This is a genomic window from Pseudomonas fluorescens group sp. (genome assembly GCF_020093335.1).
GTDB classification, from domain to species: domain Bacteria; phylum Pseudomonadota; class Gammaproteobacteria; order Pseudomonadales; family Pseudomonadaceae; genus Aquipseudomonas; species Aquipseudomonas petroselini.
Genome location: NZ_JAIOKW010000005.1, coordinates 93,535 through 120,150, shown reverse-complemented (window position 1 = coordinate 120,150; position 26,616 = coordinate 93,535). Strand labels below are relative to the sequence as shown.

The 26,616-nt window shown below is 61.7% G+C and carries 18 protein-coding genes; 4 read left to right on the top strand and 14 right to left on the bottom strand.

What is annotated here, in order from left to right; genetic code table 11:
• The first annotated feature begins 85 nt into the window (after window positions 1-85).
• Complete coding sequence (locus K7431_RS07950; RefSeq protein ID WP_003176958.1) at window positions 86-361, top strand: HU family DNA-binding protein; 276 nt, start codon at window positions 86-88, stop codon at window positions 359-361.
• 206 nt (window positions 362-567) lie between these two features.
• On the opposite strand, the gene K7431_RS07945 is transcribed toward K7431_RS07950, so the two are convergent.
• From K7431_RS07945 to tssA, 14 genes are all read right to left on the bottom strand, one after another.
• Window positions 568-1,437 (bottom strand): tetratricopeptide repeat protein, encoded by an 870-nt coding sequence (locus K7431_RS07945; protein WP_015886567.1) that lies wholly within the window; start codon window positions 1,435-1,437, stop codon window positions 568-570.
• 8 nt (window positions 1,438-1,445) lie between these two features.
• Window positions 1,446-5,816, bottom strand: coding sequence for an RHS repeat-associated core domain-containing protein (locus K7431_RS07940; RefSeq protein ID WP_043206344.1), 4,371 nt, complete (start codon window positions 5,814-5,816; stop codon window positions 1,446-1,448).
• A 66-nt stretch (window positions 5,817-5,882) separates the two neighbouring features.
• On the bottom strand, window positions 5,883-6,164 hold the full coding sequence (locus tag K7431_RS07935; protein ID WP_043206066.1) for a hypothetical protein: 282 nt from the start codon (window positions 6,162-6,164) through the stop codon (window positions 5,883-5,885).
• A 2-nt stretch (window positions 6,165-6,166) separates the two neighbouring features.
• Window positions 6,167-10,597 (bottom strand): RHS repeat-associated core domain-containing protein, encoded by a 4,431-nt coding sequence (locus K7431_RS07930; RefSeq protein WP_015886564.1) that lies wholly within the window; start codon window positions 10,595-10,597, stop codon window positions 6,167-6,169.
• A gap of 12 nt (window positions 10,598-10,609) precedes the next feature.
• Window positions 10,610-11,044: a DcrB-related protein gene (locus K7431_RS07925; protein ID WP_015886563.1), complete on the bottom strand. Its 435-nt coding sequence runs from the start codon at window positions 11,042-11,044 to the stop codon at window positions 10,610-10,612.
• A 15-nt stretch (window positions 11,045-11,059) separates the two neighbouring features.
• A complete protein-coding gene (locus K7431_RS07920) occupies window positions 11,060-13,000 on the bottom strand; it encodes a type VI secretion system Vgr family protein (protein WP_015886562.1) in 1,941 nt (646 codons plus the stop codon).
• A gap of 156 nt (window positions 13,001-13,156) precedes the next feature.
• A complete protein-coding gene (gene tssH / locus K7431_RS07915) occupies window positions 13,157-15,820 on the bottom strand; it encodes a type VI secretion system ATPase TssH (protein WP_015886561.1) in 2,664 nt (887 codons plus the stop codon).
• Window positions 15,813-16,856 (bottom strand): type VI secretion system baseplate subunit TssG, encoded by a 1,044-nt coding sequence (tssG, locus tag K7431_RS07910; RefSeq protein WP_015886560.1) that lies wholly within the window; start codon window positions 16,854-16,856, stop codon window positions 15,813-15,815. Before tssG ends, tssH begins: the two co-directional genes overlap by 8 nt.
• Window positions 16,820-18,679, bottom strand: a complete 1,860-nt coding sequence (gene tssF / locus K7431_RS07905; RefSeq protein WP_015886559.1) for a type VI secretion system baseplate subunit TssF — start codon at window positions 18,677-18,679, stop codon at window positions 16,820-16,822. Before tssF ends, tssG begins: the two co-directional genes overlap by 37 nt.
• A complete protein-coding gene (gene tssE, locus K7431_RS07900; RefSeq protein ID WP_005792513.1) occupies window positions 18,676-19,191 on the bottom strand; it encodes a type VI secretion system baseplate subunit TssE in 516 nt (171 codons plus the stop codon). Before tssE ends, tssF begins: the two co-directional genes overlap by 4 nt.
• A gap of 93 nt (window positions 19,192-19,284) precedes the next feature.
• A complete protein-coding gene (locus K7431_RS07895) occupies window positions 19,285-19,773 on the bottom strand; it encodes an Hcp family type VI secretion system effector (protein ID WP_015886558.1) in 489 nt (162 codons plus the stop codon).
• Window positions 19,774-19,877: 104 nt separating this feature from the next.
• Complete coding sequence (gene tssC, locus K7431_RS07890) at window positions 19,878-21,377, bottom strand: type VI secretion system contractile sheath large subunit (protein ID WP_015886557.1); 1,500 nt, start codon at window positions 21,375-21,377, stop codon at window positions 19,878-19,880.
• Between the two features lie 2 nt (window positions 21,378-21,379).
• On the bottom strand, window positions 21,380-21,886 hold the full coding sequence (gene tssB / locus K7431_RS07885) for a type VI secretion system contractile sheath small subunit (protein ID WP_010207547.1): 507 nt from the start codon (window positions 21,884-21,886) through the stop codon (window positions 21,380-21,382).
• Window positions 21,887-21,940: 54 nt separating this feature from the next.
• The gene (gene tssA, locus K7431_RS07880; RefSeq protein ID WP_015886556.1) at window positions 21,941-22,960 is read right to left on the bottom strand and encodes a type VI secretion system protein TssA; all 1,020 of its coding nucleotides are present in this window, start codon (window positions 22,958-22,960) and stop codon (window positions 21,941-21,943) included.
• 392 nt (window positions 22,961-23,352) lie between these two features.
• Here tssA and tagH point away from each other — a divergent pair, with 392 nt between their 5' ends.
• Genes tagH through tssK form a run of 3 tightly spaced genes read left to right on the top strand, consistent with a single transcriptional unit; the run spans window position 23,353 to window position 26,610 of the window.
• Window positions 23,353-24,690: a type VI secretion system-associated FHA domain protein TagH gene (tagH, locus tag K7431_RS07875; protein ID WP_015886555.1), complete on the top strand. Its 1,338-nt coding sequence runs from the start codon at window positions 23,353-23,355 to the stop codon at window positions 24,688-24,690.
• A gap of 57 nt (window positions 24,691-24,747) precedes the next feature.
• The gene (gene tssJ, locus K7431_RS07870; RefSeq protein ID WP_015886554.1) at window positions 24,748-25,257 is read left to right on the top strand and encodes a type VI secretion system lipoprotein TssJ; all 510 of its coding nucleotides are present in this window, start codon (window positions 24,748-24,750) and stop codon (window positions 25,255-25,257) included.
• Window positions 25,258-25,275: 18 nt separating this feature from the next.
• Complete coding sequence (tssK, locus tag K7431_RS07865) at window positions 25,276-26,610, top strand: type VI secretion system baseplate subunit TssK (protein WP_015886553.1); 1,335 nt, start codon at window positions 25,276-25,278, stop codon at window positions 26,608-26,610.
• The last annotated feature ends 6 nt before the right edge of the window (window positions 26,611-26,616 follow it).

Here is a 26,616-nt window from a genome sequence, read left to right as displayed (position 1 = left end):
AGTAGAGCCTGCGGCGCTTTGGGCGCTGCTCCAGAAGAGAGCAGCACGGACATAACAACAAAAAACCGTCAAAGAGGCTTCACTTATGCGTAAACCAGAACTCGCAGCCGCCATCGCTGAAAAAGCGGATCTCACCAAAGAACAGGCCAACCGCGTCCTCAACGCCGTTCTCGAAGAAATCACCGGCGCCCTGCACCGCAAGGACAGCGTCACCCTGGTCGGCTTCGGCACCTTCCTGCAACGCCACCGCGGCGCCCGCACTGGCAAAAACCCTCAAACCGGTGAGCCGGTGAAAATCAAGGCCAGCAACACGGTTGCGTTCAAGCCAGGCAAATCGCTGAAAGACACTGTCAACGCGTAATGGCGTTACCGTCTCGAAGGGGGCGGGGTGGTAGGAAAATGGGCACGCCGATTAGATCGGGTGCCCATTTTTGTTGGAGCTGACCACGGGCTTGGGTCTCAGCCGTAGAAATAGTCAAAAAAGCGTTCGTAACTTTCCGCGCCCAACAACGGGCTGACTTCCTTGTTGAGTAGCTTCACGAACTTGCTGGAAAGCTCATCTTTTTGCTATTTCTTGCTGTTCATAACAGGATCAGCCAGGTTTTCATCACCGTTAATCATACGTTGCAAAAGCTTGACCGCCCGCGAGAAGCCTTGAGCGGCAGCGCGCTCCAGCCACAGTCGGGCTTGTTCAAAGTCTTGCTCGACTATCCATCCATCAATGTACATTTTTGCCAAATCAAACTGACCATGAGCGTCATTGGACTCAGCTCTAGGATAGTGAAATATCACTTCTCGAGAGCTTGTATCAATTTCCCAGTAGTCGCGCTTGTTTGTCTGATAGAGACGGACAGTTTTTTCGTTGACCCATTCAACTGGGCCTAACAGGGACTCGAAAAGTCCGAGGGAGATGCCGATGCGTGTAGCAGTGAAAAATTCGTGAGGGGTGTCTTTGGAGCGTTGGACCAGCACGCCTATATTGATGTATTGGTCGGTGTTCCAGGCTGCCGACGCGGTGAGCGTGTTAGACGGGTTTTTCAGTGGGCGTCCTGACGTACCTGAAAACTGATACTCACGTTTGACGATTTCTGCGTGAAGCTTATGTATTGGATCGGTATCCCAACCCTTGAGCGTCGCCAGTGATATGAGCGATTCATTGATGTCATCGATTAAGCACTCGCGGATAGTGGCGTCTGTGGCCCCCGCAGGAAGGCTCTGCAAGCGCTTGAACGGATGAGCGTAGGAGCAAACATTTGTGTGTGTTTGCTCTGCTTCCAAGGGCGCTTGCTGGAGAATCACTTTGGCAATTCCACCGGTAAGCAGCTTGCACTTGGTGGTAAGCAGATAAATGTAAAGTACCGCGGCCTCTCGAACGCGGTGAGCCTGTAGGCTTTCCGTGGAGGGCACGATTTCCAGTGTTGTCAGATATTTGCTCATTAGAATCTCTATCTCGTCGCGTTTGGCAGTGAATTGCCCACTGGGTTAATCCCGACTTTTGGAAACGAAGGAGTCTGACCGGCTCTCTGAGCGGCCACTGAATAGCCATTGACTCTACCCTGTTCTACTTTGAGAGCCTTAGACCTTGTGACATTTTTTCTGATTATGGCGGACTCGTACTTATCAGAGCCTTTCCTGTTGAGCCAGCGTACTTGAGACTGGGCTCGATAAGACTTCCCGGCTTTTGAAATTTTCCCACCGCTGATACCGTACTTGTATACTTGGCCAGTCGTTTTATTACGAATAACGTAGACGTGGTTCATCTTGTTATTTTGTTTGGAGTTTCCGTTTGCAGCGCCGCAGGTTTTCCACCCCCATGGGTCTATCCATGCAATCGGATTTGGTGCGTATTGGTAGAGGTTGAGCTCTCCATCCAACCCAATCGGATCCGGCGTAGTAAACCGCCCCACATCTGGATCATAAAACCTGAACGTATTGAAATGCAGCCCCGTCTCCCGATCCAGGTACTGCCCCTGGAACCGCAGGTTCTGCTCCTCAATGTAATAAGGCTCGCGCACTTCCTCCAGCGTGTTGCCCCACACCCGATACGTTGCTTGCCAAACCGCGTGCCCATCCGCTTCGGTGAGCTGTTCCGGCAACCCGTTCAGGTCGTTGTGGTAGTAGCGAATCTTCTGCAACGGGCCAAGGCCGTCGACGCGGGCCAGCGGTTCATAGCCGTCATCGTCGTAAACATAGAGGCTGGTCTGGCTGTGTTTATGCTCCTGCAACAACCGCAGTCCGTCCCACACAAACCGCGTTTCTCCCAGCGGATACCCGTCACTGCCATGCTCGGTCTTTTCAATTCGCCGCCCCAGCGGGTCATAGACCATCCTGACCACGCTGCCGTTGTCACTGCGCACTTCAACCAACCGACTTTCAGCGTCGTAGGCAAACCGCTGCACGCCCCGTTTGGCACTGCGCTTTTCAATCATCCGTCCAAACGCATCGTAGCGATAACGCTTGTCCTGATAGGTCAACAGCTTGTTATGCACCACCAATCCGGCACCCGCCTGCGGGCCATCCAGCAGGTTGGCGGCGGCGTCGTAGGCGAAGGTTTCACGCTGGCCGTGCAGGCTGTCCTGGCTGGCGATGATGCGGCCGGTGGCGTCGTAGTGCAGCAGCTGGCGGTGTTGCGCAGCGGGTTGTTGGTCGAGTTTGCCGATCAAGTTGTCGGCGGGGTCGTATTCAAACTGTTTTTGCGCCGCAGCGGGCAGCAAGGTTGACTGACTGGCGTGACGGCGCTGGCGTGAACGCAGGCGGCCGCTGCGGTCGTATTCGCTGCGGGTGCTGAGCTGGCCTTGAGTGCGCAGCACTTCGCGGTGCAGGCGGTCACGCTCGAAGTCGCTGATGACCTGGCCGTCCAGGTTGACCTGGTGCAGGTGGCCGCTGCCGTAGTACAGGCGGTTGAGCCAGCGGCCGTCCGGCAGTTGGGTTTGGATCAGGTTGCCGAGTTCGTCGTAGTGGTGTTGCAGGTTACCCGCCGAACTCTGCTCGCAAAGCAGTTGGCCGAGGGCGTCGTAAGCAAAGCCCAGGGCTTGGGCGTTGCCCTGCGAATCGGTGAAGGTGACAGTCGTGAGCTGGTCCACCGCATCGTAGCTGTAATCGGTACGGCCATCGTCGGTGGTCTTGGCGACGAGCCGGCCAACCGCATCACGTTCCAGCCGATGAATGATGGGCGCGGGCGGTGTTTCGGGCACCAGGGCCAAACCGTTTCCGTAAGGCGCCGGCACAGTAGTCACCGCCGTGACATTATCCAGCGGGTCATAGCTGTAGTGCTTGGCGCTGCCGTCGAGGTCTTGCTGTTCAGTCAGCCGATCCCCGGCGTCCCACGCAAAGCGATAGCGTTCGCCGTTCTCGTTGATCAGCGCTTGCAGCCGTCCATAGCTGTCATAGCCGAACTGCACCTGCCGCCCATGTGCGTCGGTGCGTTGGCGCACTTGGCCACGGCGGTTGTGTTGGTAAAGCGTGGTGTGTCCGGCTGGGTCGGTGTAACCCGCCAGCTGACCGCTGACATCGCGCTGATAGTGCTCGGTGCGGCCGTCCGGCAGTTGGGTACTGAGCAAGCGCCCCTGAGCGTCGTAGCTAAATTGAGTGCGCTCGCCAAGGGCGTCGGTGATGACCTGCAAATACCCTCGCTTGTCGTAGCTGAAGCGCGTTGGATAACCTGAGCAGTCGATGTGCTCGGCCAGTTGCCCGAACGGATTCCAGCGTAGTTTCTTGCTTTTACCGGTGGCATCGATGATTTCCACGACCTGGCCGTGGTCGTCATAGCGATACCGGGTGACATAGCCCAGCGGATCGGTTTCGGCGATGCAGTTGCCGCGCTGATCGTAGCGGTACGCCCAGCTATTGTCGGCGGCGTCGGTCTCCACCAGCGGCAGTGCCCAGTGCTCAAGCCACAAGGTCGAGTCGCTGCGGCCCAGCGGGTCGGTCTCGCCGATCAGGTTGCCGCTCTCATCGTAGCTGTATTCATAGCGTCCACCCAGGGGGTCGGTGGCGCTGAGCAATTGGCGTTCGTCGTTCCACTCGAACCGCCATGTCTGACCGAGGTTATCGCTGTACTGAATGATCTGGTGCTGAGTGTTCCAATGGCGAGTGCTGACGCGCTGCAAACCATCGGTGATACGAGTGAGGCCGACCTTCAAGTCATAGTCGAACTGGTAAGTGTCACCCTCATCGGTCCAGTGCCGGACCACACGCCATTCCAAGTCCTCAATCAAGGCCCATTCATAGAAGCAGCGCAGTCCGGTGGGCAGTTGATGCTCCACCATTCGACGCCCCGTGTCGTAGGCAAAACGCCGTTGCACCTGGCCGGTTGCGTCACGCACCTCAGCCAGATTGCCGGCCGCGTCGTAGCCGTAACTGACGAGCACTTCGCGGCGTTGGTCGGGGTACAGGCGCTCAATTTGGGTCAGATGGTCTTGGTCACGTATCAGCTCAACCTGCACCAAGTCGAAAGTATCGCGCAGACGTACCAGGCGCCCTACTTCGTCATAGTCAATATGGATGCGGTTGTCGTTGCGATCGCCCAGTTGGCTCAGACGCAGCAGTGAGGGATTGGCCGGAGTGGGTTCGAACAAGCGGTATAGGCCGTCGTCGCTTTCAATCAACAACTGCCCATTGAGGTGTCGACGCACGGCGAGCCCTTCACCGGCGCTGAATACTGCGCCGCCCAACGGGATCGAACCCATGTCAATCGGGCGTCCCTGCTCGTCGGTATAGATCAGCGTCTCGCCGCCTTCGGGATGCGGACGGATCTCTACGCACACTTCATACTGCACGCTCCAGCCTGAGCCGAACAGGCTCCCCGAGCGTTCGTCGCGGCTGTTGTAGAAGCGCTGCCACTCAATCGGCAGGATACCGGGCAACACAAAATCCAGCTCCTCGACATCGCCCAGTACCTTTGCGCCTGTCGCCGCATGCACCGGATTCGACGAACCCATCGCCGCGTTGGCCATCGCCCCCATCGCACTGCTGACCGCCATCGAAGTGGCTCCGCCGATCAGCATGCACGGCAACTTGCTGAAGAACTTGCCCTTGCCACCCTTGAGCATCAACAACGCCGTGACCGCCAACCCCACACCCGGGGTCTTGCCGCTGCGAATTTCCCGCACCACCACCGAACCACCGCCAATGGTCACGTTGGAAGAAATCAGTCCCGACGACACCACGGTTGCATCGCAGGTACTGCGATCACCACTGCGCACCGCCGGCTGGCCGTTGACTGTGACCTTTTCCGACCCTTCGGCTAGAAACTGCGGCGGCATCGGCGGGTGCTTCATGCACACCACCAGATCCAGCGGCTTGGGCACGGCGCCGGGGGCGGGCGTTGCAACCGTAGGGCGCCACATCTGCGAGAAGAAGCTCTCGGCCATGTCCAGGTAACTGGCTTCTGGCTCGGGCGCAGGTTCCTCCAACTCGGTCCCAGCCGGTGCGACATGGGAACTGATCGCCCCGGCGGCGCGGGCGGCGGGGATGTTGTTGGTCAGGGTGTTGGTGGAGCCGGTAAGAATATTGGCCTGCACCGTGGGCGGAAACAGCGCGTTGGCGAACGTGTCGCATAAATTCGTCAGGCCTTTGTCGGCCCCGGTCTTGCTCATGGCCAAGCCGACAATCGTGCCCACCACGGCACCCAGCAGGAAACAGCCAAGCCCACCGGTCGCAACGGTAATGCCAGTGGCGGCAACCACCGCAGCGGTTGCCACGGCGGTGATCGCGATATTGGCCGCCACCTCCAGCACCCCGCCAAGGATGTCCGCCATCATCGAGGTGTGGGAGAGCGCATCGCCCATCCGGGCAGCCCAGAGTGCATCAGACAAGGACTGCACTTCCGTGCCTGATTGAATTGAACGCACAACTTTCCATAGTCGCCGTGTCCTTGAGTGTCATGGCATACGCATCAGTGCTGTCTTCAACCGTTTTATCAGCGTGGGACTTTCCAGGCATTCCAGCGGGGTGATGTTGTCCAGTGCCGGAACCTTTTGCCCGATCCACCACAACCCTTCCTCAAGACCCCGTTTCCCGCGCAGTATCACTGCCATGTCGAGATGGCCGCCCAAGGCCTTGGCCAGTTCACGCGCATCGTCGTCAAGGTAGTCTTCTTCATACAAGGCCACTGTGCTCTGCCAGTCCGCGTCACCCGGGTATTCGTTTTCCAGTCGTTCCATGTTCAAAAACCTGCAAAGGAGATCAAGTTGCTGCCGGTCGGGTTGCGTGCCGATGGCGCCAGGATTCCATCATAGCCGTTGGCCTTGGCCCAGTTGCCGATCTGATGGGTCTCGGTGTACTTCGAGCCGGTGATGCTTTTAAGGCTGACCCCTAGCTGTTTGCGCACATCGGCGCGGGTCAGGTCCAAGACATTATTGAGCTGCACTTTCTTGCTGACCAACACCCGTTTGGACAGGTCGACCTTCCAGTGCGTGACCTCGCCCAGCGCGGTTTTCCGTGAGTTCGCGCCATACACCCCACCGACGCCTTTGGTGGTGTAGCGGTGTGTGGACTCCACATTCCACTTGTGCGCCTGCCAAGTGGTCCCGATGCGCCCCGGTTCCTCGAACCGATACACGGTGCGACTGACTTTGCGCCCCTTGGGTGGGCTGGAGCATTTCATCAGGCCCAGCGGGTCAATCCAGCTCAGCGGGTTGGGCGCATATTGATAGAGATTCAGGCCGCCGGCCAGACCGATGGGGTCGGGTGTGGTGAAGCGCCCGATATCCGGGTCATAAAAGCGCAGAGTGTTGTAGTGCAGCCCCGTTTCCCGGTCCAGATACTGGCCCTGGAAGCGCAGGTTCTGTTCTTCGATGAAATAGGGTTCTCGGCTTTCCTCGACGGTATTGCCCCAGACTTCATAGCGCGCTTGCCATACCGTATGGCCGTCGCTCTCGGTGAGGCGTTCGGGCAAACCGTTGAGGTCGTTGTGGTAGTAGCGGATTTTTTGCAGGTCACCTGTGCCATCGATACGGGCCAGTGGTTCGTAGCCCTCGTCGGCATAGATATAGAGGCTGGTCTGCTGATTGCAGTGCTCCTGCACGAGTTGCAGCGCGTCCCAAGTGAAACGTGTCTGGCTCCGCTGCACACCGTTGCGGTCGTAGGTGGTCTTGGCGGTGCGCCGGCCCAGCGGGTCATAGGTCATGATGACCCAGGAACCGTCATCGTTGTGCACCTGTGCCAGCCGTTGCTCCGCGTCGTAGCTGAAGCGTTGGGTGCCGCGCCGAAGGCTGCGCTTTTCAACCATCCGGCCAAAACCGTCATAGCGGTAATGTTTGTCCTGGTAGGTCAGCAATCGGTTGTTGGCGACCTGTCCTGAGCCGTCCAGCAGGTTAGCCGCCGGGTCGTAGCGGAAGACTTCCCGTTGGCCCAGGAGGTTGTCCTGGCTAGCCAGAATGCGGCCGGTAGCGTCGTAATGCAGCAGTTGGCGGTGTGCCGCGCCGGGCTGGCTGTCGTAGCGTTCGACCAGTTGGTCGCTGTCGTCATAGCCCAAGCGTGTCTGCGCCGGCGGATGTAACAGCGAGTGGTCCGGTTGGCGGCGCTGGCGGGCACGCAGACGTCCACTGCGGTCATATTCGCTACGCGTACTGATACGGCCCTGGGTGCGCAGCACTTCGCGGTGCAGACGGTCCCGCTCGAAGTCACTGATGACCTGCCCATCCAGGTTGACCTGATGCAAGTGCCCGCTACCGTAGCGCAGGCGGTTGAGCCAGCGGCCGTCGGGAAGTCGGGTCTGGGTCAGGTTGCCCAATTCGTCGTAGAGATGCTCCAGGCAACCGGCGGCGCTTTGTTCGAGGGTCAGCTGACCGAGGGCGTCATAACCGAAGCCCAGGGTTTGCTGCTCGCCATCGTGCCCTGTAAAGGTGATGGCTGTGACTTGGTCGAGTTCATCGTAGCGGTACGTCGTGCAACCATCTACGGTGCGCTTGGCGATCAGCCGGCCTGCTGCATCCCGCTCCAGATCATGAATGATGGCGGGCTCGGCGTCGGACGATGCGAGGGTTTCTACCTGTGTGACATTGTCCAGCGGGTCGTACGTGTACCGTTTTCGACAGCCGTCCAGGCGCTGTTCGAGGGTCAGGCGATCACCGTCGTCCCAGTCGAATCGGTAGTGCTCACCATTTTCGTTGGTCAGGCTGTGCAGGCGGCCATAGACGTCATGGCTCAGCTCCACACGGCGGCCATGGGCGTCGATGCGCTGGCGCAACTGGCCGTTCGACGAATGCTCGAAGCGCGTGGTGTGGCCGGCAGGGTCGCTGTAGCCGATCAACTGGCCGCTGGCGTCACGCTGATAGTGCTCGCTGCGCCCATCGGGCAACTGCTTGCTGATCAGTCGGCCCTGGTCGTCATACTTGAAGGTGGTGCGTTCCCCGAGCGCGTCGGTACTGACCAGCAGCAAGCCTCGCTTGCAGTAGCTCAAACGGGTGATAAGGCCCGTACAGTCGGTGTGCTCGCTCAATTGACCCAGTGGGGACCAGCGCAAGGTCTTGCGCTTGCCGCTGGCGTCGATGATCTCCCTGACTTGGCCGTGTCCGTCATAGTGATAGACCGTGCGGTTGCCCAGTGGGTCGGTTTCGCGAATGCAGTTGCCCCGCGAGTCGTAATCGTACTGCCAGGTATTGCCAGCGGCATCGGTCTCCGCCAGTGGCAGCGCCCAGTGCTCCAGCCACAAGGTCGATTCACTGCGCCCCAGGGGGTCGAGGGTCTCAGTCAGGTTGCCGGCATCGTCGTAGCTGAACTGATAATGCCCACCGAGAGGGTCGGTTGCGCCCAGCAGTTGGCTATCATCATTCCACCGGAAGGCCCAGGTTCGCCCCAGTGCATCGGTGGACGCGATGATCTGGTGTCGCTCATCCCAGTGTCGAATGCTGACGCGCGCCAGCCCGTCGGTGATACGGGTGATGCCTGTATCCAACGCATAGTCGAATGTGTAGGTGTCCCCGGCCTCCGTCCAATGCCGGACAACACGCCATTCAAGGTCGTCAACCTTGGCCCACTGATAGAAGCAACGCAGGCCGGTGGGCAATTGATGCTCGACCATGCGCTGCCCGGCATCATAGGCAAAACGGCGCTTCACGTGCCCGTCGGACTGGCGTACAGAGGCCAGGTCGCCACGGGCGTCGTAGGCGTAATGCATCAGGACTTCACGGTGTTGGTCGGGGTACAGGCGTTCGATTCGGCTGATGCGATGGGGCCAAGTGTTGTCGTACGTCAGCTCGACCCTGACCAGGCCAAAGGTGTCACGCAGGCCCAGCAGGCGACCATCGTCGTCATAGTCGAGGTGGATTCGGTTGTCGTTGCGATCTCCCAGTTGGCTCAGGCGTAGCAACGATGCGTCCTGTGGCGCCGGATCGAATAGCCGGTACAAGCCGTCTGCGCTTTCGATCAGCCACTGGCCACTCAAATGACGCTTGACGCTGAGGCCTTCGCCAGCGCTGAACACGGCACCCCCCAAAGGGATCGAACCCATGTCGATACGTCGACCCTGCTCGTCGGTGTACAACGCGTAGTCGCCCCCTTCAGGGTGAGGCAGCAGCTGCACGCTGACTTCATAGGGCACACTCCAGCCGGCACCAAACAAGCCATCGCGGCGTTCGTCCCGGCTGTTGTAGAAGCGCTGCCAGTCGATGGGCATGATCCCGGGCAAGGCGAAATCCAGCTCCTCGGGGCCGCCCAGCACTTTGGCCCCCGTGCTCGCGTGCACCGGGTTGGAAGAGCCCATGGCGGCGTTGGCCAGCGCGCCCATGGCCTGACTGACCACAAACGAATTGACGCCTGCCAGCAGCATGCAGGGAAGGTTGCTGAGGAACTTGCCTTTACCCCCCTTGAGCATCATCAGCGCGGTGACGGCCAGGCCAACGCCCGGCGTCTTGCCGCTGCGGATCTCGCGCACCACCACTGAGCCCCCGCCGATCGTCACATTGGGCGAAATCAGCCCCGACGACACCACGGTGGCGTCGCAGGTGCTCCGGTCACCGCTGCGTACCGCCGGTTGACCGTTGACCGTGACCTTTTCCGAGCCTTCGGCCAGAAACTGCGGCGGCATCGGCGGGTGTTTTGTGCAGGTCACCACGTCCAGCGGTTTAGGGACTGCACCGGGCGCTGGCGTGGCGACGGTGGGGCGCCACATTTGCGTAAAGAACCCTTTGGCCATGTCCAGGTAGCCGGGCTCTTCGCTGTGTTCCGGTGCTGGCGGCGTTGTTTCGGTTTCGGTGCCCGCAGGTGCAACGTGGGAGGGCACGACGCCGGCCGCGCGCGCAGCGGGCAAGGCGTTGATCAGTGTGTCGGTGGACCCGCTGAGGATTGTGGCCATGACCGAGGGAGGGAACAGCGCGTTGCCGATTCCCTCGCACATGGCGCTCAACCCCTTGTCGGCCCCGGTCTTGCTCATGGCGATGCCGACGATAACGCCGACTACCGCCCCCAGCACGCAGGCCCCCAGTCCACCAGTCGCGACGGTAATGCCGGTAGCCGCCACCACCGCGGCGGTTGCCAGCGCGGTAATCGCCACGTTAGCCGCCACTTCCAGCACGCCGCCGAGGATGTCCGCCATGACAGAGGTGTGGGACAGCCCATCGCCCAGGCGCGCGGCCCAGAGCAGTGCGTCAGACATGCAAAGGCCGCTTCACTGGAGGACGTCGAACACGAGCGAGCTCTTGATCGTCGACCAGTGCGCCGCCTCGGCGTCCCCAAGCTTGTCAGCCTTCACATAACTCAACGCAAGCATCTTGCGCGTACCCGGCAGCACCAGCGCCAATTGATACTGGAACACCTTGTCATTGCCCTTGTTGAACTGGCTGCGCAGCTCAATGCCTTCCACTTCTTGAGCCGCGCCTAGGCGCACGTCCACACCCGGTTGATAGCGCAAATCCTGCACCTGTTTTTCCAGGCGCTGGAGTTGGTCATTGAAGTTGCTGTGCAGGGTTTCACCCTCGGCGAGCAGGCTGCGGCTGACGATCAGGGACGTGCCCAATTCAGGGAACTTGAGGATATTGATCGTTGCGTCCTGCAACTCGCCGGCCGGCAGTTGAAACTGGAATTCGTTGATCCGGTACGTCATGGCAAACAGGTCTCGTCAGGAGCTTTTAGGCGGGGGGAAGGAGGCTTTGACATTCGCGTCGATGCTTTTTTTGATGCCTTGGCCCTCGGGGCTGGCACCCGGGCCGTTGCCATTGTTCAGATGCAGTACGCCCTTGGTGTTGAACTCGGCATCACCGCTGGCATAAAAACTGATGTTCACCCCGGTGAGGTTGATCTGCCCGCTGGCGTTCAACTCCAGGATGCTTTCGCCGCACACCAGTCGCAGGTTTTCACCCACTTCGATCACATAGCTCTGGCTGATGCTGTCGGTCTTGCGCTGGCCTACTACGAGCACATCCTCCTGTTTGACGATGCGCGTACGGTTATTGCCGATGGTCACCGTCTCGTCATGCCCAATGCTCTTATTCCGGTCATGCCCCACGGAATGGCTTTCGTCGACTTCGACGACAATGTCCTGATTCCGCTCAGCATGGATATACAACTGCTCCAACCCCTTCTTGTCCTCCATGCGGATTTCATTGAAGTTGGCCGGCGTGCCGCCCTTGCTGGATCGACTCTTCATACCGCTCTGGGTAGCGTTCTCCGGCAGGTCGTAGGGCACCGTCTGCTCGGCGTTGTAGACCCGCCCGGTGACGATCGGCCGGTCGGGGTCACCTTCAAGGAAGCTCACAATCACTTCCTGGCCGATCCGGGGAATCTGCATCGAGCCCCAGTTCTTGCCGGCCCAGGATTGCGACACACGAATCCAGCAGGAGCTGTTCTCGTTGGATTGGTCGTGGCGGTCCCAGTAGAAGTGCACCTTCACGCGGCCATACTGGTCGGTCCAGATTTCCTCGCCCTTGGGCCCGACCACCAGCGCGGTCTGCGGGCCTTTGACGATAGGGCGGTGGGTGCTGGCCAACGGGCGGAAGCTCTGCTGGGCGTCGATGCAGGTCAGGCTGCTTTCGAACTGCGCGCCGCCCGAACCGCCGCCGCTTTCCAGGCTTTCCTGGACGATGTAATAGCGAATGCCGACGATCAGGTATTCGCGGTTCTGGTCCTGGCGGCTGAAGCCGGTGAGGCTGAACAAATGCCCCGAACCCAGGCCACGCGCGTTGCCGCTGAACTCGATCTGTTCATGCAGGGTCTGCAGGGCTTCGATGCGGGTGCGGGCGTAGTGTTCGCCGTCGGCGCTTTGCACGTAGGTGCCGGGGTAGTCGTACAGCGGGTAGTCGCCGGCGGTGTGCGGGCGCGGCATGGCCGAGCGCACGTCGATGCTCGCGCTGGGGCGCTGGAAGTCGTAGTCGTTGAGCTCCAGCGAGCCGGGCTGCACCTCTTGCGCCAGGTGCCAGTTGTGCATGTGGTCGCGTTCGCGCTGCTGCTCGTCCTTGGGGTAATACGGGATGGATGCGTAGCCCGGCACGGTGGTGTGGGCACCGTAGGCGTCAGCCAGCACCAGCACATGGCGGTCCTGTTCATGGCGGAAGAAGTAGTAGATGCCTTCCTGTTCCATCAAGCGGCTGACGAAGTCGAAACTGGTCTCGCGGTACTGCACGCAGTATTCCCACTCGCGGTACGGCCGGCTCAGGGCGTCTTCGAAGTCGGAAAACCCCAGGTCGCGGAACACCTGCTTGATGATCTGCGGGATGCTCAGGTTCTGGAAAATCCGGCAGTCCGAGGTACGGCTGAGCAGCCACAGCCACGGGCGCAACGTCACCTGGTAACTGGCGAACTGGCCCTGGTCGATGTTCTGGCTGCAGCGCGCGACGATACCGTGGAAGTGCCGCTCACCGCCGTCCGCCAGTTGCAGGCCCACGCTCATGGGTTTGCCGAGCAACTGGTTGAGGTCGATGTTGGCGTCCAGGGACGTCAGTTGCAGCTCATAGTTGAACAGCCGCCCCAGCTCTTCGCCGCCGCCCATTTCATTGAGCAGCAGCACATCCGGCCCCAGGGGGCTGGTGATCTTGGCCAGGCGTGAGGCTTGGTTAAAAAGCATCGGTTGTCCCGTAAATGACTAAGTAACTGAAGGAACCGGTTCAAGTGTGGGAGGGGACTTGCCCCCGATGGCGGTGAATCAGTCACCGAATGCATCAACTGACACACTGCTATCGGGGGCAAGCCCCCTCCCACATTTTGATTGTGTTCCGTCAGGTCAATCTGCGTCGCTGAAGTCGTAGTGCAATTCATTATCCCGGCTGCTGATGCGTACACCCGCCATCGCCTTGCCTTCGAGCATGCGCGTGAGGAACTCACGGCTCATGTCCGGCAGCAGGCTGTTGGTAAGAATGGTGTCGATCATGCGCCCGCCGCTTTCGGTTTCGGTGCAACGCGAGACGATCAGGTCGACCACCGCGTCGTCGTAGTCGAAGGCAACCTTGTGGGTCGTCTCCACGCGCTTCTTGATGCGACCCAGTTGCAGGCGGGTGATCGCCTTGAGCATCTCATCGCTCAGCGGGTAGTACGGAATGGTCACTAGGCGGCCGAGCAGTGCCGGCGGAAAGATCTCCAGCAGCGGCTGGCGCAGGGCCTTGGCGATTTCTTCCGGCTCAGGGATGTTCGCCGGGTCTTTGCACACCTGGGAAATCAGCTCGGTACCGGCGTTGGTGGTCAGCAGGATCAGGGTGTTCTTGAAGTCGATCACCCGGCCTTCGCCGTCTTCCATCACGCCCTTGTCGAACACCTGGAAGAAGATTTCATGCACGTCCGGGTGGGCTTTCTCCACCTCGTCCAGCAGTACCACGCTGTAGGGTTTGCGCCGCACGGCTTCGGTCAGCACGCCGCCTTCGCCGTAGCCGATATAGCCCGGAGGCGCGCCCTTGAGGGTCGACACCGTGTGGGCTTCCTGGAATTCGCTCATGTTGATGGTGATGACGTTCTGCTCGCCGCCGTACATGGCTTCGGCCAGGGCCAGGGCGGTTTCGGTCTTGCCCACGCCCGAGGTGCCGGCCAGCATGAACACGCCAATCGGCTTGCTCGGGTTGTCGAGACCGGCGCGGGACGTCTGGATGCGCTTGGCGATCATCTGCAGGGCGTGGTCCTGGCCGATGATGCGTTTCTTCAGGTGCTGGTCGAGGTTGAGCACCGTCTCCAGCTCATTGCGCGCCATGCGGCCCACCGGGATGCCGGTCCAGTCGGCGACCACCGAGGCCACGGCCTGGTAGTCCACCGTCGGCAGGATCAGCGGGGTTTCACCTTGCAGCGCGCTGAGGCGTTGTTGCAGGTCGACCAGTTGCTCGCGCAAAGCGTCGTCGCCACTGTCTACGGCGCCGGCTTTTTCGCGCAAGGTCGCGCGGGTAGCGAGCAGTTCGTCCACCAGCGCTTTCTCTTCGGCCCAGCGGCTTTCCAGCGTCGCCAGGCGCTCACGTTCAGCGCTCAACAGTGCTTCGCTATTGGTTTGACGCGCGCCAATCGCGATACCAATGGCATGCTCGCGAGCGATGATCTGCAGCTCGGTTTCCAGGGCTTCGATGCGGCGGCGGCTGTCGTCCACTTCGGCCGGCACCGCGTGCAGGCTGATGGCGACGCGGGCGCAAGCGGTGTCCAGCAGGCTTACGGATTTGTCCGGCAACTGGCGCGCCGGGATGTAGCGGTGGGACAGCTTCACCGAGGCTTCCAGGGCTTCGTCGAGGATCTGCACCTGGTGGTGTTTTTCCATGGTCGACGCCACGCCACGCATCATCAGCAGCGCTTTGTCTTCCGACGGTTCGGCGACTTGCACCACCTGGAAACGGCGCGTCAGGGCCGGGTCTTTCTCGATGTGCTTCTTGTACTCGGCCCAGGTGGTGGCGGCCACAGTACGCAGGGTGCCACGCGCCAATGCAGGCTTGAGCAGGTTGGCTGCGTCACCGGTGCCGGCGGCGCCACCGGCACCCACCAGGGTGTGGGCTTCGTCGATAAACAGGATGATCGGCTTGGGTGAGGCCTGGACGTCTTCAATGACCTGGCGCAGGCGCTGTTCGAATTCGCCTTTCATGCTGGCGCCGGCTTGCAGCAGGCCCACGTCGAGGCTGCGCAGTTCCACATCTTTGAGCGCGGGTGGCACGTCACCGGCGACGATACGCAGGGCGAAACCTTCGACCACGGCGGTCTTGCCCACCCCGGCTTCACCGGTGAGGATCGGGTTGTTCTGGCGGCGGCGCATGAGGATGTCGACCAGTTGGCGGATCTCCTCATCACGACCCACGATCGGGTCGAGCTTGCCGCTGCGGGCCTGTTCGGTCAGGTCAACGGTGAAGCGCTTGAGCGCTTCCTGTTTGCCCATCGCACTGGGCGCCATGGCACCGCTGGCTTCGCCCGGCACGGCGCCGGCGTTGAAACCGTCGCTGGCGCTCAGCGCGTTTTCCGGCGAGTCGCCCACGTATTCATCAAAGCGCTCGCTCAGGGCCTCGGCCTTGATCTTGTCGAACTCGGAAGACAAGCCCAGCAGCGCATGGCGCAGGCTCGGGGTCTTGAGAATGCCGAGCACCAGATAACCGGTGCGTACTTGGCTTTCGCCGAACATCAGGCTGCCGTAGACCCAGCCGCGCTCCACCGCTTCTTCCACATGGGAGGACAGGTCGGTGATCGAGGTCGAGCCGCGTGGCAGGCGGTCCAGGGCTTCAGTCAGGTCGCGGGCCAGGCGCGCCGGCTCGACGTTGAACTGGCGGATGATGCGGTGCAGGTCCGAGTCCTGCAGTTGCAGCAACTGGTGAAACCAGTGGGCAAGCTCCACATACGGGTTGCCCCGCAGTTTGCAGAACACCGTGGCGGCTTCGATGGCCTTGTAGGCCACGCTGTTGAGTTTGCCGAACAGTGCGGCGCGACTGATTTCACCCATGCTCTGGATTCCTTGAGGTGGTGGCGTGGTCGGCGTAGTGCCGGGCCAGGATTAGGTCGTTGGCGTCATGCTCGGGTTTACCGAGCCAGGTGTTGAAGCCCAGGCGGAACTGGCCGTTGAGTTGCAGCGCTGGCACTTCGGCTTGTTGCAGAACCAGGTTCAAGTCCCAGTCCAGTTCATGGCCCAGGTACTCGGCCACCCACGCCACCAGCTCGTTGAACGGTTGGTGGCCGGGCAGCATGCCCATGTAGTCATCCAGCGTGAGGGGGCCCAGGCGGATACGGAATTTGTGCTGGCGATCCCACACGAAGCTGCCCAGGCAAAAGTCCACGCCGAGGCGGTTGGCGCTCACGCCCACGCGGCTGCGTTCGGGCAGCCCGAGCCATTGGCCGACGTACTCTTCGATCGCCACCGGCAGGCCGAAGTACTCGCCGAGAATGGCTTTCAAGCCGTCCGGGTAGCGGGTTTGCGCCGAGAGGTGGCCGCTGTAATGCAGCTTCGCGGCATCCGGGATGAGCCCCTGATTCAGCAGGCTCGGCATGCCGCGACCACTCAGTGCGGCGAGGCGCGCAGACCAATAGTCATCGTCCGGGCGGTCATGGCTGACCGTCGGCCGCGCCTCGGCCCAGGCTCGGTAAAACAGGCTCAGTAGGCGATGGTGGAACACATCCAGGAAGTGTTTGCTGGTGCTGTCGGCATTGTTGCGCTGGCGCTCGCGTACATATTCGGTGATATGCAGCGGCAGCGGGCCGTTGGGGCCGCCAAGGCCGAAGAAGAACTGCTCCAGCCGCGCCGGCTTGCCGTCGCCACCGGGGTCGACCGACGCCAACGTGGCCGGGGCAAAGGTGCAATCCGCCTGCTGACCCAGGCGCAGCGGGTCATCCGCCAGGCGCAGGGAATGGCCCAGGCGCGGCAGTTCCGGCGATTCGCACTCGATACGCCGCAACGCCTGGAAGAAATCGTATTCCCAGGGTGCCTGATGCATCGCATCCAGGGTACTCACAGGGTCGGACGACGTCCGGGCTTGGCTTTCCATCGCATGATCTCGCCGCGTTCGGTGGTACGGATCACCGTCTCGGTAAAACTGTTGATCGACACGTAGCGTGCCAGGAAGCGTTCCAGCACCGCACCGAGCAGGAATACGCCGGTGCCGCGAAACGCGTTTTCATCGAATTCCAGTGTGATCTCCAGGCCGCGCCCAAACACGATCGGGCCGGGCATCGGCAGGCGGCGGGTCACCGCTTTGCTGCTGACCTCGCGCAAGCCTTCGATCTGCAATTGCAGCGCCGCGTCGTTGCTGTCGCCGTACAGGCGCAGCAATTCACGCAAGGCGCCGGCGCCCTGGCCCTGTTCGCTCAACGACAGGTAGTTGAGCGACAGTTGGCTGATCAAGCGCCACGCCTTGGCGTCATGGGCATGGCTGGGGCGCGGGCGACTCGGGCCGGCGACGCAGCGCACGGCCAATACCGGCGCGCTGTCGGCCAGGGTGAAGTCGGTCTTGCCGTTGCCCACGCTCATGAACAAGGGCAGGTCGCGGTTGGTGCACAGCGCGGTCACGCCGAGCTGGCGCAGGTCGTGGCGGTAGGGCGCTTGCCCGCTGTCCACCAGGTTGACAAAGGTTTCACTGCCCACGTACGTGGAGCGCGGGCCGTTGCGGCGCTGGTCGCTGGACAGCACGCGTGGTTCACGGCGCACGGTGTAATAGGCCTGGTCGCGGCCATAGCGCGACGGGTCGCGCACCGCATAAAACGGTAAAAAGGGTTGTTCCGGCCCGGTGCCATGGCCCGTGATGCCGCTCAACGAATGAATCTCGAAATCCATCGGCCGCGTGCGGTCGGCGATCACATGGTGCTCGCTGACCCGGTCGGACAGGTGAATACGGTCTACGCGCTTGGGAAACAGGTTGATCGCCGGCGTGCAGAACGGCAGGAACTGCGCGGCGCCGACGCTGCCTTCCAAGCTCGGTTCGTGGCGGTCGAACAACACGATCAGTTCCAACTCCTGACCGTCGCAACGCTTGACCGCACGGCTCAGCTCGGCGAACTCGACGAACAGGTAGCGGTGGGGCAGGGCGAAGTATTCCTGCAACAGGCGATAGCCCTGGAAGGCCCGCGCGACAACCGGCATGGCGGCGTCGGCATCGTCAAAACCACGGGAGCGCAATGCGTCCTGCGGCAGGCGTTCTACCCAGTCACCGCCGGGCTTGCGTGCAAACACCGCGCAGGCGTTGCCCAACAACTGCTCGTAAAGGCGGAACGGTTGCTCGTCGGCACCGCTGAGGTACAGCGGCAGGTTATCCAGGTCGAGGCTGTTGAAAGGCAATTCGGCGCCGGTGCGCAGGGTCAGGCGCAGGCCGGCCTTGGCTTTCGGTTCACTGGCGGCCAGGCGGCCCAGCACGGCGGCGGGGTTGCCGAAATACTCGGCGCTGCTGACCTGCAACGGCCACAACGTCACCGGGTGCGCGGTGCGGTACTCGCAGCAGGTCTGGGTTTCACGACCGAGGGCGGCACGCAATACCGTGTCGCGGGGCAGCGGGAAACCGCTGGCCAGGGAGCCTTCATCCGGGTCGGTCTGCAATTGCACCACGGTCATCGACGGCGTCGGCGCCAGGTAGTGCGGGTAGGCGATTTCCAGCAGGTTATGGGTGAAGGTCGGGTACTCGGCATCGAGCTTGAGCTGCACGCGGGCCGTGAGGTAGGCAAACCCTTCAAGCAGGCGTTCGACGTACGGGTCGGCGCAGTCCATACCGGACAGGGTCAGCCGACTGGCGATCTTCGGGTATTCCTTGGCGAACTCGGCGGCGCTTTCGCGCACGTGGTGCAGTTCCTGGTTGTACAGCTCCAGCAGGCGCGGGTTCATGGGCGCCTCCGCTGGTCGGCATTCACCACACGCACATGGCCGGATTCCAGGTCGAGGTCGGTTTGCAGCAATAGGCGCAACGGCACCGGCTGCGCCCACAGGTCGCCTTCGATCTCGAAGCTCAGGGCGTTGTGATTCATCTCGCCATGGCCGACACGGGCTTTGACCCGCAGGGTATGGCGCAGGATGCGCGGTTCAAAGGTGGCGATGGCCTGGTAGATCAGCGCTTCCAGGGCCTTGATGTCGACACTGGAAACACTGTTGCCCGCCAGCGCCGGCAGGCCGTAATTGACCACCGACGTACCGGCCGGGGTGTGCAGCGTGGCATCGGCATCGAGCAACGACGTGGTGTTGAGCAGCCACGCCAGGTCACGCAGCACCGAGGCTTTCAATTGGGTCAGGGACAGCACGCGTTTGTCGGCGCTTTCCTTGGGATTGGTTGGGTCGTCGTCGGTCAGCCGGTCCAGCAGGGACGGTTGCAGACGGTCGCGGGAAGCGATTTCAGTTACCACCAAAGCAGCTCCACGGACGGGTTGTGAGAGGGACAGTTGTTGAGCGGGGCAGGTTTCTGGGGCCGTGGTGGGGAACCACGGCCACCAGAGCTATCAGCGCTTGGTGTTGGAACGGATGTTCCAGCCAAACTTGATCGCGCCGCCGTCTTTGGTGCCGTCGGCTTTCTGCGGCTGGTAGTCGACCATCACTTGGGCAAAGTTCAGGGTGACGTTTTCGGTCAGGCGGTCATCGCCACCCGAACCGCCGGTGCTCAGCGAGGTGACCAGCACTTCTTCCAGGTTGATCACCATGTACTCGACCTGGCTTTCACCGCCGGCCTTGCGCACGGTCAGCTTGACCTTGTCGATGTGCTTGCCGCTGGCGCAGTGCATCATCAGGTTCGGCGAAGCCTTGTCGACGTACTTGGTCAGCGACAGGTCCTGGATATTCACCTTGCCCGCGCCGCCGCCACCGCCCACGTGCATGTTGCCGGACTGGGCCATGCCCCAGCTCCAGTTCAGCACGTCGATCTCGTCTTTGTGGGCCTTGTCCATGGACTCGCCCTTGATGTCGCCGATCTTGATGAAAATATCAACAGCCATGTTTTCTCCCTGTGTGGACTCAGCCACTGAATTTGGTTATGCCCAAAAGGGCAGTGCTTCTCTGTGGGAGCGGGCAAGACCCTTCCCACAGAAGAGCGAGTTACTTACGCGCTTTTCGCCGAAGGCAGTTTCGATACCAGGCGCAGCGACACGGTCAGCCCTTCGAGCTGGTAGTGCGGGCGCAGGTAGAACTTGGAGTTGTAGTACCCCGGGTTGCCTTCGACTTCTTCCACGATCACTTCGGCAGCCGCCAATGGGTGCTGGGCCTTGGTGGTTTCGGTGGAGTGCGCCGGGTCACCGTCCACGTAGTTGAGGATCCAGTCCTGCAACCAGCGCTGCATCTCGTCCTTCTCTTTGAAGGAGCCGATCTTGTCGCGCACGATGCACTTCAAGTAGTGGGCGAAACGGCAGGTGGCGAACAGGTACGGCAGGCGCGCGGCCAGGTTGGCGTTGGCGGTGGCGTCCGGGTCATCGTATTCGGCCGGTTTCTGCAGCGACTGCGCGCCAATGAACGCGGCGAAGTCGGTGTTTTTCTTGTGCAGCAGAGGCATGAAACCGTTCTTCGCCAGTTCCGCTTCACGGCGGTCGCTGATGGCGATTTCGGTCGGGCACTTCATGTCCACGCCACCGTCATCGGTAGGGAACGTGTGCGCCGGCAGGTTTTCCACTTCGCCGCCGGACTCGATACCACGGATGCGCGAGCACCAGCCGTAGTGCTTGAACGAACGGTTGATGTTCACAGCCATCGCGTACGCGGCGTTGGCCCAGGTGTACTTGGAGCTGTCGGCACCGTCGGTGTTTTCTTCGAAGGCGAAGGCTTCCACCGGGTCAGTCTTGGCGCCGTACGGCAGGCGCGCGAGGAAGCGCGGCATGGTCAGGCCGATGTAGCGCGAGTCTTCCGATTCACGCAGCGAGCGCCAGCCTGCGTATTCCGGGGTGGTGAAGATCTTGGTCAGGTCGCGCGGGTTCGACAGCTCCTGCCACGAGCCCATGCCCATCACGGTCGGCGATGCCGCAGCGATGAACGGGGAGTGCATGGCGGCGCAGACTTTCGACAGCTCGCCCAGCAGCTCCACGTCGGGTGGCGACTGGTCGAAGTAGTAGTCGCCCACCAGGCAGCCGTACGGCTCGCCGCCGAACTGGCCGTATTCTTCTTCGTACATCTTCTTGAAGATCGGGCTCTGGTCCCACGCGGTGCCCTTGAATTTCTTCAGGGTCTTGTGCAGGTCCGGCTTGGAGATGTTGAGCACGCGGATCTTCAGCTGCTCATCGCTTTCGGTGTTGTTGACCAAGTAGTGCAGGCCACGCCAGGCGCTTTCCAGCTGCTGGAAATCCGGGTGGTGGATGATCTGGTTGACCTGGGCGGTCAGCTTGGCGTCGATGGCGGCAATGATCGATTCGATCGACTTGATCGCGTCATTGGACACCAGGTCGGTTTGCGCCAGGGCCTGTTCGGCCAAGGTGCGCACGGCGGTTTCCACGGCTTCGCGGGCACGCTCGGTCTTGGGCTTGAATTCTTGCAGCAGCAGGTTCGCGAACTCGCTGGCTTCTTCGGTCTGGGTACCCAGGATCTGGGTGCCTTCGCGGGCGGTATTGTCAGTCATGATTACTGGTCCCCTGCAGGCTTGGGCGCGCTGGCAAGTGCCTGGAGCAGTGCCGGGTCCTTGATCGCCTTCATGATAATTTCTTCAGCGCCCGTCTTGCCGTCCATGTAGGTCAGCAGGTTGGCCAGCTGGGTGCGGGCTTCGAGCAGTTGGTTCAGCGAATCGACCTTGCGGGCCACGGCGGCCGGGCTGAAGTCGTCCATGCTTTCGAAGGTGATGTCCAGGCTCAGGTTGCCTTCGCCGGTCAGTTCGTTCGGTACGTGGAACGCTACGCGCGGCTGCATGGCCTTGAGGCGCGAGTCGAAGTTATCGACGTCCACTTCAAGGAACTTGCGGTCGGCCACCGGCGCCAACGGCTCGGCAGGCTTGCCGGCGAGGTCGGCCATCACACCCATCACGAAGGGCAGCTGGACCTTTTTCTCGGCGCCGTAGAGCTCGACGTCGTACTCGATCTGCACTCGAGGCGCGCGGTTGCGCGCGATGAATTTCTGAGAACTTTGCTTCGCCACGTTGCTGCTCCTGGTCGCTTGAGCGACGGTGTTGTTACTGCACAGTCGGGCGGCTTACTCGCCGTCCGGGCCACGCAGGTTTTCAAATTGGGACATGCCGTCGGGAATCAGATTGCGCACGATGGCCGCAAAGTCGGCGTGCACCAGATTCTTCGCCCGGTTCAACAGCACCGGCAGCGGGCTCGAAGGCTCGTGCCGGGTGTAGTACGCAAGGATCTTGTCGAGGCTGCGCAGCACATCGTCGCGGCTGGCGATATCGCCAACGGGGCGCGGTGCTGCGGGGGCGGCGGCGAAGTCGACCGAGGGGGCATTGTCGTCACTGACGGCCTCGGGTTCGCTGCTGCCGGCGGTGCCTGGCACCGCTTGATTGAGTATCTGCAACGCCTGCTTGAGCGGTTGCTTCAAGGCACTCAGGTCCACGCCCTGGGCGGAACCGACCTGGTCGTTGACGTGTTGTTCGATGGCTTCACACGCCGCACGCGCCGCAATCAGGGCGTCACGGGTGGCTTGCAGTTGCTCGGGGTCGCTGTCGAGGAACGCGGCGGTGAGTTGCTGGGCGCCGAGTTGTTCGTCGGGGAAGCTCAACAGGCCGCTGGCGTTGAGCGCCGCGCGCAGGGTCACGGGGCCGAAGGTGCGTGAGCGGGTGAGGATGCTTTCGCGCAGCAAGCGAATGTTGGTGTCGCAGGTCAGGCCGGTGAGGGCGTTGATACGTACGGTGGGGTCGTTATCGTCGTCGGCGTCCAGGCGCGGATGCAGGTCGGCCCAGTAATCGCGCAGCAGGGCGTCGATCAGCGTCAGCGCTTCGGCCAGGCCGGTCACGCCTTGGAGGGCGAGGGCGCTTTGCAGCAGGAAATGGGTGATGCGCAGGTCTTTGCTGCGCGCCAGCAGATCGAGGCTTTGCTGCTGGATGCTGCGCCATTCCGGCGGCTCGGCGGGCAGGATGGCGTCGCCCATGCTGCGCTCGGGTTGGCCCTTGGCATCACGCTCCAATTGCAAAAATTGCGCGTCATATTCCATGTCTTCGCCACATGGCGAAGTCGCGGAAACGGCGGTGAGCAGCAACGGCACATCCACTGAAATCGATCTCCCTATCGGCCCGTTAGATGGCGGGCAATTCATGCATTAGTTGCGCGAGGAACTTTGCATGTTTTCTTGGTCATATATGCAAGATGCCACTAATGTGCCATCACTGGTATTCAAGAAGTTGTGCATTTTTGGTGTAGTAGTTAGGCCTTGTCAAGGTAAGCTATTCGCCCTCTGTGACAGATGTGCGGTGCTTAACAACCTGCGCGACTGGTGGGTCGAACGACGCACCGGGACAGGATTTTTGTCATAGAGCCCAGTTAAGATCAGCGATCATGCTGGAAAAGCAGGTTGTAGAGGGTCGATTGCACGACCTGATGGGGATTCTCGGGAACCGTTGTCCTGGGAGTCGACCGCGCGCGAAGTATCAGCAAGGAGGCAAGATGTCGCTGTGTTTGACTATCACTAGTTATCACAAGATTACCCCTGGGCAGTGCTCGGAAAAGTCCATGAATCAGGGCGCGATGGCTATCGGCCGCAGCTCGGATAATGACTGGGTATTGCCTGATCCTGAGCGGTTGGTGTCTTCGCAACACTGCGTTATTCAATACAAAGATGGCCGTTATTATTTAACCGATAACAGCACTAACGGTGTGGAGTTGGTGAACGCCGGTATTCGTATGCGCCGGGGTAATAGCGAGCCACTGCAAGACGGCGAGCTGATCCGTATCGGCGATTACGAGATCCAGGCGCGTATCGACTTCAATGTGCAAGCCGTTGATAGCCAGGCCTTTGCCGGCGATTCACCGAACAGCTTTGAAGCGCTGATGGGCGCCGTGGTGAGCAAGCCCACGCCAGTCCCCACGCCAGCGATTGCACCGCAGTTCCAGGGCGCTTCGTCGATGGACACGCTGCCGGACCTGTTTGATTTCCTCAGCCCCACCGCCGTACCGCCACCGACCGTGCCGGACCATGTGCCTTCCGAGCAGCACGACTTTCGCCCACCGGCGCCGGTCGTGGTGCCCGTGGCCGAGCCGCCCGCGGTGTCGGGCTCGGTGATTCCCGAAGACTGGGACCTGTTTGGCGATACGCCTGCGCCTGTTGCCAGCGCTGCGCCGCCGGCGCCACCTCCACCGCCGATCATCCAGCCGCCTCCCGTGGTCGAGCCCGTGCTCCCCGTGGCAGACAGCCAACAACCCGACCTGCTGCAAGCCTTCCTGCGTGGCGCGGGCCTGGACCAACTGCGCCTGGACAAAGCCCAGGCCGAGGCACAGATGGAAAGCATCGGCCGCAGCTACCGCCTGATGGTCGAAGGCCTGATCGACGTGTTGCGTGCCCGCGCCAGCCTCAAGGGCGAGTTCCGCATGCAGCAGACGATGATCCAGCCAGCGGAAAACAACCCGTTGAAATTCGCCCCGAACGCCGACGAAGCGTTACTGCTCTTGCTTCGTCACGGCAACCAGGCGTTTATGGCGCCGGATCTCGCCGTGCGCGACAGTTTCAACGACCTGCGTGCCCACCAGTTGGCGGTGATGGCCGGTGTGGAAGCGGCGATCAAGCACTTGCTCAGTCGCTTTGAGCCGGCCCAGCTGGAGGAACGCATGGGCAAGCCCGGCGGGCTGTCGAGCATTTTCAATGGCTCGCGCCAGGCCCAGTACTGGCAGCAGTTCACCGAGCTCTACAGCAATATTTCCCGCGAGGCCCAGGAAGACTTCCAGGACCTGTTCGGCCGCGAATTCAGCCGAGCCTACGAAGAGCACAGCGCACGACAGCGTCGGTAACACCGCGCCGCGACACATGGATCAACGGATAGCTAAGTACGTCATTGAGGACGCAGGATGATTCCCAGGTTTTTACTCGCAATTGCCACACTGCTTTTGCTGACGGCGTGTGCCAAAGACGCCGCCAAACCCGAAACCGCCGCCGAGGCTGAAGCGGATACGGCCGCCGTCGAGCTGCACTTCCACGCGATCAGCGGGCTTAACCCCGGCGCCAACGGCCAGGCCGCGCCGGTGCGGGTGCGCATCTTCGAACTGAAAAACGCCGCCACCTTCGCCCGTTCCGATTACTTCGCCCTGGCTGACCGGGCGCAATCGACCCTGGGCCTGGACCTGCTGGACCAGGACGAAGTGATGGTGCAACCCGGCGAGCAACTGAGCATCCAGCGCGACCTCGACCCGTCCACGCGCCAGATCGGGCTCTTGGTGGGCTATCGCGAGTTGGACCGTGCGCAATGGCGCACGGTGATCAACGTGCCCGCGCGCCAATACACCGAATACCAGATCAGCCTCGATGTACGCGCCGTGCGCGCCGACGTCGTGGTCACCCCATCCAGCCCTGCCCAATAAGAAGCAATCGGAGCCCCCATGTCCTGGAACAATCGCGTGGTCTGGTCGGAAGGCATGTTCATCGGAACGCAGCACTTCCAGCAGCATGACCGTTACCTGGAAAACCTGATCGACGCCCGCAGCCGCCCGTTGTCCGCCGGCGCCTGGGGGTTTTCCGAGCTGCTGATCGACCAGGGCCTGCTGGCCCAGGGCAAGCTGGCGATCGTATCGGCGCGCGGCCTGCTGCCGGACGGTACGCCGTTCAACATCCCCCAGGACGACCTGGCACCGAGCCCGTTGAATATTGACGACAACCTGCGCGACGGCCTGGTGTACCTGGCGCTGCCGCTCAAGCGTGCCGGCGCCCGCGATACCGTGGATGAAGGCGAAGCCCTGGAAGCGGCGCGTTACGTGAGCCAGGTCCGCGAAGTGCGCGACGACAACGCCCCGTTCGAAAATCGCGCCCCGGTGGCCGTGGGTTCCCGCGCCCTACGTCTGCTGACTGCCCAGGATGGCATCAGCGATTACGCCGCCGTGGGCTTGGTGCGCATCAAGGAAAAGCGCGCCGACCGTGCGCTGGTGCTCGACGACACTTACATTCCGCCGGTGCTGGACGTCGCCGCGAGCAAGCCGCTGACGGCGTTTCGCAGTGAACTGCTCGGCCTGCTGCACCAGCGCGGCGAGGCCTTGGCTGGCCGCGTAGTTGCCTCGGGCGCCGGTGGCGCGTCGGAGATTGCCGACTTCATGCTGCTGCAACTGGTCAACCGTGCCCAACCGCTGATCCAGCATTTGAGCCAGTTGAGCCCGCTGCACCCGGAGCGTTTCTTCAGTGAGTTGGTCAGCCTGGCCGGCGAGTTCTCGACCTTCTCCACCTCGGGCCGTCGCCCGCAGGAATACCCGCAGTACCAGCACGACGACTTGGCCCTGAGCTTTGCCCCGGTGATGGCGGCGTTGCGTGAAGCGCTGTCGATGCTGATCGACAGCAAGGCCACGCCGATCCCGATTGTCGAGAAAGCCTACGGCGTGCACGTGGCGATGCTGGCCGACAAGACCCTGCTCGACAACGCCAGCTTCATCCTCGTGGTGCGGGCCGACGTGCCCGGTGAAACCCTGCGTGCGCGCTTCGGCCAGCAGAGCAAAGTCGGCTCGGTGGAGCACATCCGCGACCTGGTCAACCTGCAACTGCCGGGCATCAGCCTGTTGCCTCTGCCGGTGGCGCCACGCCAACTGCCGTACCACGCCGGCTCGACCTATTACGAGCTGGATCGCGGCAGCGAGGCCTGGCAACAGTTGGGCAACTCCGGCGGTTTTGCCTTCCATATCGCCGGGCAGTTCCCGGGCTTGAACCTGGCCTTCTGGGCGATCCGAGGATAATCCGCG

Coding starts and splice junctions, on each gene's coding strand:
- K7431_RS07950 (WP_003176958.1), top strand. CDS start 86: ATGCGTAAACCAGAACTCGCAGCCGCCATCGCTGAAAAAGCGGATCTC.
- K7431_RS07945 (WP_015886567.1), bottom strand. CDS start 1,437: ATGAGCAAATATCTGACAACACTGGAAATCGTGCCCTCCACGGAAAGC.
- K7431_RS07935 (WP_043206066.1), bottom strand. CDS start 6,164: ATGGAACGACTGGAAAACGAATACCCGGGTGACGCGGACTGGCAGAGC.
- K7431_RS07930 (WP_015886564.1), bottom strand. CDS start 10,597: ATGTCTGACGCACTGCTCTGGGCCGCGCGCCTGGGCGATGGGCTGTCC.
- K7431_RS07925 (WP_015886563.1), bottom strand. CDS start 11,044: ATGACGTACCGGATCAACGAATTCCAGTTTCAACTGCCGGCCGGCGAG.
- K7431_RS07920 (WP_015886562.1), bottom strand. CDS start 13,000: ATGCTTTTTAACCAAGCCTCACGCCTGGCCAAGATCACCAGCCCCCTG.
- tssH (WP_015886561.1), bottom strand. CDS start 15,820: ATGGGTGAAATCAGTCGCGCCGCACTGTTCGGCAAACTCAACAGCGTG.
- tssG (WP_015886560.1), bottom strand. CDS start 16,856: ATGGAAAGCCAAGCCCGGACGTCGTCCGACCCTGTGAGTACCCTGGAT.
- tssF (WP_015886559.1), bottom strand. CDS start 18,679: ATGAACCCGCGCCTGCTGGAGCTGTACAACCAGGAACTGCACCACGTG.
- K7431_RS07895 (WP_015886558.1), bottom strand. CDS start 19,773: ATGGCTGTTGATATTTTCATCAAGATCGGCGACATCAAGGGCGAGTCC.
- tssC (WP_015886557.1), bottom strand. CDS start 21,377: ATGACTGACAATACCGCCCGCGAAGGCACCCAGATCCTGGGTACCCAG.
- tagH (WP_015886555.1), top strand. CDS start 23,353: ATGTCGCTGTGTTTGACTATCACTAGTTATCACAAGATTACCCCTGGG.
- tssJ (WP_015886554.1), top strand. CDS start 24,748: ATGATTCCCAGGTTTTTACTCGCAATTGCCACACTGCTTTTGCTGACG.
- tssK (WP_015886553.1), top strand. CDS start 25,276: ATGTCCTGGAACAATCGCGTGGTCTGGTCGGAAGGCATGTTCATCGGA.